Genomic DNA, 13,224 nt, shown 5'->3' on the forward strand with positions numbered 1-13,224 from the left:
TTGTGCTTGGCAACAAGCTGCGCAAACTCTGTTCTTGGAAAATGCTGAAGAAGTTGACTAAACAAACTGGAACCTTTTATCATGGACTAACCCTCTTCGTTGATTGTGGCTCTGTTTTTATTGGCGTAAAAACTTTATACCACATCTAACAAGAGGGTTTTCCTGTTTAAATGCTATTGGGGACAAGAGTGAACAGGCATACAACAAGGGTGTATAAGTCAAAACCATTTGCTGCCTGCGATCAAGTTTCTTCACATGTTTTTGCTCTGGTAAAACGCAGGTTAGCGGTTCGGTCCCGCTTTCTGGCTGACATAAAAACAGCCATTTAGAGAACTCTCTGGGTGGCTGTTTTGCTTCCAGGACAGCTATGGGACAGTTGTTTTTGTAGTGTTATTCTTTCCTTCCTTGTACTTCTTGCATAAAGGAAGAAAGATGTACCGAATAATCAGACCCGTTTTATTTTATCCTCACTTTACCAAAAAGGAGGAAAGAAAAATGAAAACGGTCTTAATCCTGCAGCTAATCTAACCAAAGTCGTTGTTTAGCGGTTTGGTTTTGCCTTATCACGCCACTTGACCTCTTTTACGTTACCAACTATAGAAGACACTGGTCAAAACCCCAGTTGGGCTGATTGCGGGCCAAACGCCCCCCACCGTGGCAGGAAGTTGCCGCATGAACTGAAACCCATCATAGAGAGGGGGAATGAGGTTTATGCATGAGATATTCGCCGAGCGAGATGAGGCGGTGTTGCAAGAGATAATGTCACCTCACAAACGGTCGATCAGCCAATTAGCCAAAGAGGAAGGTGTCAGCGAGAAGTCGCCTCTCAATGAAAATTGTTTTTATGAGAAAATGTGGCAACAATGCTGACACATAGCAAAAGGGAAACTGACATGTGTCAAACAGTGTCAAACACCTGGTTAGCTTTTATCGACGTCACTGGAATACGACTGTAACGAATTGTATTTGCGTAATTACAATCAAGGTGTGATAGCGGCAGTTCGGTGTGTGGCGCAATACGAGTAAAAGGAAAATAATCATTTGGCAAACAAGTCTATGCAGGATTTAAGCTTTATGAGCAAAACACTGGGAATTTTGGGTGTGGGACATCTGGCAAGTTATGTGGTTACGGGATTGCGTAACGCTGGCGATCAACGTCCTGTTCTTCTTTCACCTCGAAACAAAAAACGCGCCCTAACGCTGAAACAGGAATATGGCTGTGATATCGCCGTTGATAACCAGGCGGTTGTAAACCAGTGCAAGATTGTCCTGCTGTCCGTCAGGCCCGCCCAGGTTGAAGAAATTCTCAACAATCTGAAATTTACAGCCGACCATCTGCTTGTCTCTTGTGTTGCAGGAATTTCGCTTGAGCAGATAAAGATACTGGCCGGGCCTGCAGAAGTTGTGCTGACCCTCCCCCTGGCCTGTTCGGAGATGGGCCAAGGCGTGGTGCCACTTCATCCGGATAACCTGATCGCCCGAGAACTACTCAGCCGGTTGGGCAGGGTGATTGTATTTAATGACCAGGGTCAGTTTGGGTTAGCCTCAACAGCTGCGTGCATGAACGGCTGGATGTATGCCTTTCTCGATAACTTAACCAACTGGTTCGCAGCAAAGGGCTTATCTGAAACACAGGCACGCGAACTGGTGCTTCATTCGGTGCAGGGGGCAACAGCATTGGCTGCGGTTAAAACAGACCAGTCACTGCGTGAAATATGTGACTCCATTGCCACTTCTGGTACCTACACCCGGATAGGACTGGATATTTTAGAAGCAAAAGAGGCCTTCTCGCCGTGGGCAGAGGCGTGTGAAAAAATCAACGAGGCTCTTGCTGAGGAAAAATCGGACTAGCAAACATTGAGACCTTGTGCAGATATATCAAAAACTCGAGTGGCAGTAGAGCGGCGATTCTTGTGTGTTGGCAGTTGAATACTGCGATCACGCTATTTTGCCCGGTGGATCAATAACGCGCTTTACCAGATAATATTTACTTGGTCTTCTGAAAATTTTTTTACGATATGCTGCCAATAGGCGTCAGCTGCCATAAAAGATAGTTGAAGAAATGAAAAACAGGACCCGACAGAAAATCTGGACATTTGTTGGAGCAGGCCTGAACGGTTCGGTCGATTCTATCCTGAAGCTTATTGCTCGATCCTGAAAGAAAAATAAATCAACATTGGCTCAACGGGGTTATGACGTCCCCTTAACAAGCTTAATGTGGTAACGTAGGAGCCGGAATTGTTCTATTTACTTTGCCGTGAACGGGGTTGGGGTATCGTCGGTTTTCTGTGCAAAGAAATAAATTATCGATAATACAGGAAAAATATTTTGTTGGAAAAAATTATATCAGGACACCAGACAGGTGCGGACATTGCGGCAATCGATGCAGCCATGGCTCATGATTTCCCGTGCGGAGGGTGGATTGGCAGAGGGCGGTTAACGGAAGCAGGGCCTCTTGATGAACGTTATGTTGTAAACGAGATGCTAACGGGCGGGTATCCCGAGAGGACGAAACAGAATGTTCTCTATTCGGATGCAACGGTTGTTTTCACCCACGGTCTTCTGACCGGAGGATCGGCACAGACAGGAAAATTTGCCGATGAGTTGGAAAAGCCGTGGTTGCATATCGATCTTGCTCAGTCAGGTCCTTTTGAAAGCATCAGGATGATTGCAGATTTCATTAACGACCATAATGTCAAAACGCTTAACGTTGCGGGGAAATCGGCATCCAACGATTCCAGGATATACGATGCGGTATATAGAATAATCGATGGTTTTCTCAAATACGCCCTATAACATCCATTTTACCCTGGCACAATGAGTTGCCTTGTGATTTTACAACCGTTTTTCAGTGATCACCTCAGTGCTGCCGGGTGTGAACTTGGGGGTGTCATGGATGGAGGAAAACTTCATGGTAATAGGAGTTATTCTCTCGACTGTTGCAGAAATGAACTTATAGTTTGCCGAAACTTTCAAAGCCTAGTTATTCGTGAGGACGGCATGTAACCATCGTATTTGCAATACATGTTGTTACCTGCCGTATTTTTTATCAAAACAGGAGGTCGATACTATGGGTAAATCGCTGTTTCAACCTTACGCTCTAGGTGAGATGAAACTTAAAAACAGAATCGCGATGGCGCCTATGACCAGGGGGCGTGCCGGGGAGAGTAGGGTGGCCAACGAGCTAATGGCACAATATTATTATCAGCGTGGTTCGGCCGGACTTCTTATCACGGAAGCAACAGTTATCTCCCCCCAGGGTATTGGGTGGATCGGGTCTCCGGGAATATACACTGCAGAGATGGTTGCCGGATGGCAGAAAGTGACCGAACGGGTGAAGCCTTCAGGGGCGAAAATGTTCCTGCAGCTCTGGCATTGCGGCCGGGCGTCCCACAGTGATTTTCATAAAGGTGAACTTCCCTTCTCGGCATCAGCGATCAGGTTGAATGGTGATTATATTCACACCCCGGCTGGAAAAAAAGAATACGAGACCCCAAGGGCTATGACGGTTGCCGATATCAAGGCAACGGTCGATGACTATCGCAGGGCTGCAGCAAATGCCAAAGATGCCGGATTCGACGGAATCGAGATTCACAGCGCCAACGGCTATCTGCTCAACCAGTTTCTCGATTCGAAGACAAACCTTCGAAACGACCAGTATGGAGGGAGCCTGGAAAACAAGTTTCGCTTTCTCAGGGAGGTGCTTGAGGCCGTTTTTGAGATATGGCCTCCCGGCCGAGTAGGAGTAAGACTCTCTCCCAACGGCATCTTCAACGATATGGGGAGTGATGATTTCAGGGAAACCTACCTGTATGTTGCCAGGGAACTGAACAAACTCAGCCCCGGGTATGTACATATCATGGATGGCCTCGCTTTTGGTTTTCACAACAAAGGGGAACCAATGACACTTGATGAGTTCCGTAAATGTTTTACCGGAACTATTATCGGTAATTGCGGCTACACTCTAAATGATGCGGAACAGAGAATGACTGGCGGACAGGCGGATATCGCAGCTTTTGGCCGACCTTTTATAAGTAATCCGGATCTTGTTGCCCGGATGAAAAACGGCTGGCCCCTCGCCCCGTACGACGATATGACATTTTGGTATACATCAGGAGCTGAAGGATATACGGATTATCCATTTTTTTCAGAATAACCGGAGAGGTTACTTCTGCTCCCTTTGGTAGTCGACATAACACAGGAGGGTGCAAAGGGGTGGATAATCTGACTGGTTATTTTGCCAGGTGCAACTAACTGTGGAATGAACCGACTGTCGGATAACTTCCCAACCTGCCGTATAGGTTGTTAATGGTTAGTGTTTGCTATATATTGGACAGTTTTTCGATTTTGTTTCAGCTATTTCCGCCATTGAATTATAATTTTTTATTTTATAGTAATTGTCTTGTAATACTGAACGTTTTGTGTTGATAATCAGTTGGGCCGCGAAGCGGCACTCTGCTCTATTGCTCATGGCGATAGCTGTCGGTGATCGAATTTGCTTTATCTTGACTTTCAGTTAACATTCAGGAGCGTAAAGCGTGGACCGTAACTTTTTAAATATATTTTCTGATTATCAGGAAATAACTCTAAGATATGATGCAGAGCATCGGGCTATCTGGTGTTATTATAAACCGTCGTTTCGGCCATGCTTTTCGTTGAGGATGCTGCAGGAACTCAGGCAAATGCAGCAGGGAATAATGGATTATTTTCAACAAAAAAATCCGGATGCCGATTCATTGATCCACTACCAGGTGCTTCATTCACAGATCCCCGGAGTTTTCAGTATGGGTGGTGATCTGGCTCTCTTTAGCCAGGCGATCAGGGAAAAAGACCGTGAGACCCTGCATAAATATGCCCTGCAGTGCATAGATAACCTCTACCTCAATTCTGTTAATCTGCGTCTGCCTCTGACAACGATTTCCCTGGTGGAGGGTGACGCTCTTGGCGGTGGATTTGAGTGCGCATTATCGAGCAACGTTTTAATAGCAACCGAAAATGCCAGGTTCGGTTTTCCTGAAATTCGCTTTAACCTGTTCCCTGGCATGGGTGCCTATAGCTTTTTGGCTCGCAATTGTGGTATGGTTGTTACTGAAAGACTGCTTACCAGCGGGGAAACCTACAGCGCAAAAGAGCTGTATGATATGGGGATTATCCATCACCTTGGCGAGCCGGACAGGGGGGTTGAGTGCGTGGAAGACTTTATGCGCCAGCATCGCCATGCCGGCAATAGCCTGCGTGCCCTGCAGATGGTCAGGCAGCGTTATCATCCCCTTGAATATCAGGAACTCGTGGATATAACGGAGATATGGGTTGAGGCGGCGCTGCGGGTTACTGAGAAGGACTTGCGCCTTATCGACAGGCTCGTTAAGGTTCAGTCGGCGAAAATTCGCAAAGGGCTCGCGCTTCTGAGAACAAAACAGGATCGTCGGTTTAATACAGAACAGACAACGTTTCCTTTGAAAGATTGGTCCGGTAAAACGATTTTGCACGATCGGCGGAAGAATCTCGACCGGCGGTTACGCAATTGACGCTAAGATCGCACCTGTTGCCAATATGACTATGGTAGATAATTTTGACAGCGTCGAATATTACATAGAAAAAACCCGTCTCGATCATCTATACGTAAGGTCCAAAGTTGCATCTATCGGACTGTTTGTCTCAAGTGCTATTTATGTCCTTATTCTGTCGAAACAATTCGATGCTGTCAACCTTGTTGTCTGGTTCTTGATTCTCAGCGTCGTTCTTGCTTGGCGCTGGTTTTTGTTCAGGCGGTATAGGGAAGATTCCCGTTTCCCGAAATCCCTGCCGTCCGGACTTGCCATATTCAGGCTCGGGATATTTATCACCGGGTCGATTATGGGCAGTCTCAATATATTTTTTTTCCCGCAAGATTCCCTGTACCTGCTTCTTATTGCTATCTTGTTTCCATATGGCATTGCGATGGCTGCCGTGACGATGCTGCTCGATGTTTTTTCCTTTGCCCTGTACCTTGTAACGCTGTTGTCCCCGGTGCTTATTCAATCCACTTTCAACCACGATCTGCTGTACTCGGGGACGAGTATAATGACTGTTGTGCTCGGTGCTTTTTTGTTGAAGATGAGCCTTGAATACAATCGAAGTTATGTAATGAGTACGAGACTTCGGTATGAAAACAAAAAATTGTTAAAAAATCTTGAAGAGGAAAAGAACAAACTGAGCAATCGGTTGGGGCGCATCTTAAACGACAGCACTACGGAAATTTATGTAATCGATGCCGATACCCTCAAATGCCTGCAGGTCAATCAGGGGGCGCTGGACAACCTGGGATACTCTCAGGAGGAATTCGCGAGAATAACCCTTCTTGATATTTTTACTACCCTTGATCGAAAATCGCTTTTCAATCTCATTGAACCGCTGCACAACGGCAGATGGGAGCCGGTCAAATACCGCGGCATAAACCGTCGCAAGGACGGCACCTTTTTTCCGGTCGAGGCAAGTCTGCAATTATCCACTGCCGATAATCCGCCGATTATTGTTGCCAACGTGCAGGATATTACCGAGCGGACCAAGTGGGAAGAAAAACTCATCTATCAGGCGAATTACGATCAGTTGACCGGGATATACAACCGTCATTATATCCAGTCCTACATGCATTCCGTCTTTACCCGCGCCCGCCGGCTTCAGAAAAAGGTGGCCCTTCTTTTTCTGGATCTTGATCACTTTAAGGATATCAACGATACTCTAGGCCATGACGCCGGAGACGAAATAATACGTAAAACGGCAAACCGGATCCAGGCACAACTGCGGGAGAGTGATGTTGTAGCCCGTACCGGTGGCGACGAGTTCATAATTTTTCTGGAAAACCTGGAAAACAAGACGGATGCAGAGGTGGTCGCCCGGAAGCTTATCAATATTTTTGAGAAGCCGTTCTATGTGCGAAAAAAAGAAATTCATACCACTGTAACTATTGGTATCAGTGTGTATCCAGATGATGGTGACACCCATGAACAGCTCATGCAGTGTGCCGACATGGCAATGTATCAGGCGAAAAGTGATGGCCGGAACACATATCACTTTTTCTCCCAGGAGATGCGCCGTATTTCCGAAAAACAGCTCTTGATTTCAAACCACCTCCGATATGCTCTGGCGAAAAACGAAATTTCCCTGTTTTTTCAACCGAAGATAGATATAACCCTCAACCAGATAACAGGGGCAGAAGCTTTGCTCCGCTGGCATAATCCGGAACTTGGTGACGTCCCTCCAAGTGAGTTCATTCCCCTTGCGGAAAATATCGGAATAATAAGTGAACTGGGCGCCTGGGTACTGCAGCAAGCCTGTAATGAAGCCATGAAATGGCAGGGGCTAACGAAACAAAGACTGCAGGTATCTGTCAACGTATCGCCGCAACAGTTCCGCATCGGCTCTCTGCTGAAGGAAGTCAAGAAGGCTCTTACGGTAAGCGGGCTGCCGAGCGATCAACTGGAGCTGGAAATAACTGAAAGTCTGCTGCTTCAGGATTCCGAGCAGAACCTCTCTCAGCTTCGTGATTTCGCCGACCAGGGAATACGGCTGTCGCTCGATGATTTCGGGACAGGATATTCCTCTCTGAGCTACGTGCGTAGATTTCCGCTCCATATTCTGAAGATAGACCGCAGTTTTATTCACGGCCTGGAAAATGACCTGAATCACAAAGTTCTGGTAGACGCAATAATCGCAATGGCGCGCAGTCTGAACCTGGAGTTAGTTGCTGAAGGTGTTGAAAATAAACAACAATTGGAGTTTTTACGCCAGCGTGGTGTGAGAACGATCCAGGGGTATATTATCAGCCCGCCGCTGAATCCAGAGGATTTTCGTAAATTCCTCAAAAATGAACACCAATCTTCTCGCTCCAACCCCCGACGTTAACGGGTTTGTCCCCACAGGCCGCTATGCGGCCGCCTCTTTTTTGTTAAGCTTTTTCAGACTGAATTGTTGTGAAAACCGGCTTGATTGATTTTTGCAATTTTCTCTGATACTCCTGTAATTAGAAGGGTAATCGAAAGAAATCGCACCGGTCGGAATATGTTTTTTCCGTACCATATACTGGCATTGCTGGCAATAAAACAAGATTATGAACAAATGTATACTCTGCTTATCCGTACTTTGTCTTGGTCTGTTATCTGGTGTCTCCCATGTACAAGGTGAAAATTCTTCGCCCTCAACCGGCAACCGGTGGGGGGAAGAACAGGGGGGCGATCTGCCCCTTTTAACCGAGAATCAGGAAGAGATGCTGGATGAAATGTATAACCAGGCATCCGAAATGCTCATTGCTACTGCCGAGTGGATAGATTCATTTTTTGATGACGAACGCTCTGTTGCCGAGAGGAATACCACTCGAGGCACCCTGAAATTATCGTTTGACTATCTGGAAGATGACGGGGGTGAGGTCAAGCCTCGTTTCGACCTGAGATTGAGGCTGCCCCGACTGTCCAACAAGGCCCAGCTTATCATCTTGGGCTCTGAAGATCCTGATTTTGACGCCAGTGACAGTCGTGAGAAAAGAGCATCATCTCAGGACAATGATGACGCAAGCTTTGTTACTGCTCTGAGGTATTTCTTCCGGGAAAACGACAAATATAATCTGGCTTTTGACGTCGGTGTATCCTGGGACTATCTCTACAGCGGGTTTCGGTTCCGGCATTTGCAGGATTTCGGCACCCTGCAGGGCAGGTTTGCCAATCGTCTGCGCTACTATACCGATGACGGGTGGGAAAACAAGACCTTCTATGACCTAGAATTCCAGCTGGACAACAACTATCTGTTCCGGTCAACCAGTGAAATACTGTTCTCCGAGGGGAGGGACGGGTATCCCCATGGCCAGCATTTCAGGATCTACCAGAGGTACAGTAGCTACCAGGCGTTGTCTTACGAATCGTCATTTCTTTTTGAGACCGAACCGGAATACAATCTTTACAATATCCGGTTGCTGATGAGATACAGGCAACGGTTTTACCGTGACTGGCTGGTTATGGAAATTTCACCAAACGTCGAGTTCCCAGAAGATAATGGCCGTGAACCAAATCCGGGTGTAATTTTTAAATTTGAAGCTGCCATCGGCTGCGACTCCGGCAAGGAAGGGTACCACAAGGTCTTTTATTGACCAAAAAAATGAGCCACCTCTCTCCATTTCCCTTGAAGTGTTCATGAGATATTTGTGGAATCGGCCGACAACCTGGGTGTGGCCCATGGCTGTTCAGGTTTTCGGACTCTATTCACTATTTGCCGGCCTCTGGGCTATGGCGTGCAGGGCTCAATGTGTCGCCGTACTGTTGCTGTGGCAAAGTATTTCTGACTTTATAAAAAAGAAATTCTAATTCTAACTGGTTATCGATAGCCAAGAGGCTCGCTGGAGCTGAATGTTCTTTTTGAGGAGAGTGTCGTTTCAATGTTGCGATGACTACTTACAGCCAGCTGACGAGTACCGCTCTCATTCCCATCCCCCCTGTTTGTCTTTATGTCCAACCTGCTGCTGCGGCCCGGTATTTCCGATCGGCTCTATCAGGCTACTGGCTCCTGGTTCTCCGAGTTAAAAGGAGGTCTTGCCATTGTGTCACTTTTTGTTTGTGTTTGTCTCGCCATGACCGGAGGATTTGCCCCGGGGACGTTTACCATGGGGACTATTGCCGTGCCGGGCATGTACGCGCGAAATTATGACAAACACTCCCATCATCGATGGTCGGAGGGGGCGACGTCAATTAATCTGGTTAACAATCATAAGATTAAAGCTTATCTTATTAACCAGGAAAGAGAGTTGGCCAAGAGGAGGTGTATCATGAAAAAGATGACCGTCAGAGAGCTCAGTCACGGCAGGAAAACAACACTGACCGCCCAAAAAACATACCAGGATGGATTCGGCGAGTGGGTAGCCGAAGTGGACAGGGGTGAATATTGCAAGGCATGTTCCTATGTGTGCCAAGGGGTTGAGAACTGTGTCTGGGAAAAATTGCAGGTACAGGCGGACCAGGATGATGACGGGAAAGTATACAGGGTGCTGAGTAAGTAAACAGCCGCGACAGGACCAGCCGTGGGTCACAATCTGCTGGCTGTTATTGCTTCGATATGGGTATATATCCACCCCTGCGCAAGAGCAGTCAGCAGGATGTAGAGCGAGAGTATCAGGCTAAACTGCCAGCCGAAATAGTCGATCATCATCGGCAGCAGCGGCAGCTTGATGGTTCTGGAAGCGAAAAAAGTTACAATCAGTCCCTTCTTCATACCATGTTCCAGCAGCTCTTCAAACAGGGGGTACCATGCATACATGGGACCATGACTTACTACCCCGGAGGCTAAAGCCCATAACCACCCCTTGATGCCGCTCTGCTGGCCGAGGTGAGCGGCTATTTTTTTCGGTTGTAGAACATAGTTGAGCAGACTGGTCAGCACAATGACCAGCATCAAAATCGGCAGGACCTTGGTAAATACCACACCGCTTCTGTAAAGTGCTGCCGCAGCTTGTTCCCTGTTGGTTATAAGCAGCACGATATATGCAAGGAAGACGAGTGCAAAAAAAAGCTTGCCCCTAAAGGCGAAAGGTTTTTGCTGTTTCTTCATGACAGAAGATGGACGGTTGAGGTGGTCAGGATGGCAATGAGCATGGTGAAGAAAAAGGCCAGTATATTTCGCAATAATGTGAACTTTGCGCCAAATACTTCAGCTTCCGCCGGCAGGTGAACAAGCCCTAGGGTCACCCAGGAGAGGATGAAGGCTGTGACGGCATAAAGGGAAATTCCGTGGTCGAGCAGTTCTCCGCCCAACAGGTAGCTGATAACGGGGTTACCCACCGCAAAAGCTCCGGTGATGGTGCCGGTAAAGGTGTCGATCAGGATATCTCCCTTAAAAAAAGAGACAAGAGTCTTCGCGGAGACCAGGGTCTGGAAAAGGCCGACCAGGCCGATGACCCCAGCGAAAAGGGGAGTCATGCTCAGAAAGGCAAGGCTGCTTTTTTTCAGGACTTCAAGAAAAGAGCGTTGGGGCTCAGCACTTTTATGCGGTTTATTCTTCATGGCTTGTTCCGGTGGCGCCTGTCTGGGACCAGACCAACTATCGAGAAAGGCAAGGTCGTTGGTCTGGTCTGCGGTTTTAAAAATGCAATAAGGCTAACATTATTGCAGTGGCAACGCAATTACCAGCTTTCCTGATTGGCCGGCACACGAGAGTGCAAACAATAAAACTATGTCAGCCGCTTATCATTCATCTCATTCAAGATTTCCTGCAGATAATCTTTGCCTGTCTCTCTGAACGGTTACCCTTTATCATTTCGTTTTTTTCGTGATCCAAGCTTCTGGACCAAACAGTTCTGTCACGATCGACGGTGAAGTACCGATTCGTTTCGTTGGCTTTTTTAATTAAAGCATCATAAAATTATATAAATAAAAGTTTCACTGTAATTGATGGGAAATGTACGTTTGCGGCAACTTAGAGAGGGAAAATCAAGGGGACGTTGGGCTCGGAATAGGTGATGGATTTTATTTGCAGGCGCATCTTTTTTTTTCGTTTAATCGCGGCGGACATATTCTCCGGCGAGCATCCTTTGCTCAATAGGTCTGTTTATATGGAAAGAGACAAAATGTGCACAGGTTACACCCGGCGGGTATCGGATCTCCTGTTGGGATAGCAGGTTTTGGTTGCAAGACGGGTTCGGTGTTTTGCGAAAATCGAAATTTTATAACCTGTTATAATACCAATACTTCACCAAAAGTGGGAGGTGCCAAATGAAGACATTTCTTTTTGTAACAGTTGTCCTGGCTTTTTTTGTCTGCCTGGGAAAGAGTGTCCTGGCGAAAAATTGTGATGTCCATAACCCTGGCAGCATGAAAGCCAAAATGTGTGAAGTCATCAATGCAGAAGGTGGCCTTGTTGGTGAACTGGGCAATTATGTTGATAGTGCCTGTCCCCAAGGCAATAATTCGGATAGCTGCAACTCTTTGCGAACAAGGCATGGCAATTTGCAAAATGTGCACCGCCGGGCGCACGAAGAAAATGACTCCCTGGAGGAAAGTGATTTCCAGGAAATGATTGAAGGTGCTTACAAGGGAAAGAATAAAAATGATAACGGAGCCAAGACGTGCAGAAAATTCCCTGTAGATATAGATATCCGCAATGAAATTCTTTTCGAAGACCTGGAAATCGGCATAGTCAGTCCTGAAGGATATTACGATTTTTTTAAGGCCACAGATGGAACCAAGGCTAATGACGATAAATGCAACAATTGGAAACTAGTCTGGATGGAGCCGGATTCCGCCAACCCGGGTAGTTTTGTGAAAGCCAAGGGACCTCCTGTGAAAATCAATGAAGATCAGGAAGGTCTCTGTGTCACGGAATGTACAGGCAAACAGGCAGAAGTTGCGGCAAAAGGTGACAGGTTTAAAGAAGAACTCGACGAGGCAATAGGTCAGATCGAAGAAGCGTCAGTACAAATGGCGACATATGCGCCGTTGTTTGCCGAAAAAACAATGTTGTTTACGGAACAGCAAAATGGTGATGAGCCGTTGTGTCCGCCAAGAGGTGGGACACTGTTGGAGAACCCAATCCATGTCTCGGTGGTGCTGACATCGTATGTAGCTGCTAAAGCATTGGAAATATCAGCTGAAATCTGTAAACACCCGGCGAACCAGGACGTCTTGGGCAATAATGGTGCCGCGGCATGTACACCCTTGGAAATCAGTTACAGAATTGCCAAGGAAGTTTATGACATGATGGATTTTTTAAACTCGGATTTTCAAGGAGCCCAGATCGACTTTATTGAGAACTGTGTCGAGAAGATGGGGGATACCATCGCAGAAATAAAGGAGATTGTCCAAAGAATTGAAATTCTGGTGGTCACTCCGCAGGGAAAAAGAGAAACGGAGGTTTTGGATTGGCCCAATAAAGATCCGGTACAGTAATGGTTCTCGCTCAAAAAAAGTGAGTGCGGCCTTGTTATCCTCACATGCTTCCCCCGGGAGCGGGGTGAAAAGCCAGCGATTTGCTGTCCCAACGATCTTACCGGTAACACCCCTTGGTGGTCCCTTAGGGGTGTTCGGTGTTCCTTGTTTGTAACGATGCTCCAGAGGGGGTGCCGGGAAAAGTTAAATATCAAGGCAGCAAACGCGCGTTTTAATATGTCGTTATATGAAGTCTGGCGGTCATGTGTGCTAATTTTGGTTATAATTATGCGGACCGTTTCTACATATTTAGAAAACGTACGACTGCGTCGTATCGCATGAT

At 46.9% G+C, this 13,224-nt stretch carries 10 protein-coding genes; 8 read left to right on the forward strand and 2 right to left on the reverse strand.

The genetic code is table 11. The features are described 5' to 3' along the window. Positions 1-1,041 precede the first annotated feature (1,041 nt). The 7 genes from BLQ17_RS06865 to BLQ17_RS06895 all read left to right on the forward strand — a co-directional run bounded on the left by BLQ17_RS06865 (position 1,042) and on the right by BLQ17_RS06895 (position 10,021). Complete coding sequence (locus tag BLQ17_RS06865; protein ID WP_143005453.1) at positions 1,042-1,851, forward strand: NAD(P)-binding domain-containing protein; 810 nt, start codon at positions 1,042-1,044, stop codon at positions 1,849-1,851. A 480-nt stretch (positions 1,852-2,331) separates the two neighbouring features. Next, the gene (locus tag BLQ17_RS06870; protein ID WP_245695024.1) at positions 2,332-2,796 is read left to right on the forward strand and encodes a putative molybdenum carrier protein; all 465 of its coding nucleotides are present in this window, start codon (positions 2,332-2,334) and stop codon (positions 2,794-2,796) included. A gap of 274 nt (positions 2,797-3,070) precedes the next feature. Continuing rightward, on the forward strand, positions 3,071-4,156 hold the full coding sequence (locus tag BLQ17_RS06875) for an alkene reductase (protein ID WP_092221214.1): 1,086 nt from the start codon (positions 3,071-3,073) through the stop codon (positions 4,154-4,156). A gap of 382 nt (positions 4,157-4,538) precedes the next feature. Continuing rightward, positions 4,539-5,528, forward strand: a complete 990-nt coding sequence (locus BLQ17_RS06880; protein WP_092221216.1) for a crotonase/enoyl-CoA hydratase family protein — start codon at positions 4,539-4,541, stop codon at positions 5,526-5,528. A gap of 25 nt (positions 5,529-5,553) precedes the next feature. Beyond that, the gene (locus tag BLQ17_RS06885) at positions 5,554-7,884 is read left to right on the forward strand and encodes a putative bifunctional diguanylate cyclase/phosphodiesterase (RefSeq protein ID WP_092221221.1); all 2,331 of its coding nucleotides are present in this window, start codon (positions 5,554-5,556) and stop codon (positions 7,882-7,884) included. A gap of 205 nt (positions 7,885-8,089) precedes the next feature. Beyond that, on the forward strand, positions 8,090-9,118 hold the full coding sequence (locus tag BLQ17_RS06890) for a hypothetical protein (protein WP_143005454.1): 1,029 nt from the start codon (positions 8,090-8,092) through the stop codon (positions 9,116-9,118). A 342-nt stretch (positions 9,119-9,460) separates the two neighbouring features. Further along, a complete protein-coding gene (locus BLQ17_RS06895; RefSeq protein WP_281180511.1) occupies positions 9,461-10,021 on the forward strand; it encodes a TRAP transporter large permease subunit in 561 nt (186 codons plus the stop codon). A gap of 26 nt (positions 10,022-10,047) precedes the next feature. On the opposite strand, the gene BLQ17_RS06900 is transcribed toward BLQ17_RS06895, so the two are convergent. Both BLQ17_RS06900 and BLQ17_RS06905 read right to left on the reverse strand, forming a co-directional pair. Next, positions 10,048-10,569: a permease gene (locus BLQ17_RS06900; RefSeq protein ID WP_092221227.1), complete on the reverse strand. Its 522-nt coding sequence runs from the start codon at positions 10,567-10,569 to the stop codon at positions 10,048-10,050. Beyond that, on the reverse strand, positions 10,566-11,021 hold the full coding sequence (locus BLQ17_RS06905; protein WP_092221229.1) for a permease: 456 nt from the start codon (positions 11,019-11,021) through the stop codon (positions 10,566-10,568). The genes BLQ17_RS06900 and BLQ17_RS06905 overlap by 4 nt, the downstream gene beginning before the upstream one ends. Positions 11,022-11,840: 819 nt before the next feature. On the opposite strand from BLQ17_RS06905, the gene BLQ17_RS06910 reads away from it, so the two are divergent. After that, on the forward strand, positions 11,841-12,902 hold the full coding sequence (locus tag BLQ17_RS06910) for a hypothetical protein (RefSeq protein ID WP_176761118.1): 1,062 nt from the start codon (positions 11,841-11,843) through the stop codon (positions 12,900-12,902). The last annotated feature ends 322 nt before the right edge of the window (positions 12,903-13,224 follow it).

The sequence above is a fragment of the Desulforhopalus singaporensis genome, assembly GCF_900104445.1.
GTDB classification, from domain to species: domain Bacteria; phylum Desulfobacterota; class Desulfobulbia; order Desulfobulbales; family Desulfocapsaceae; genus Desulforhopalus_A; species Desulforhopalus_A singaporensis.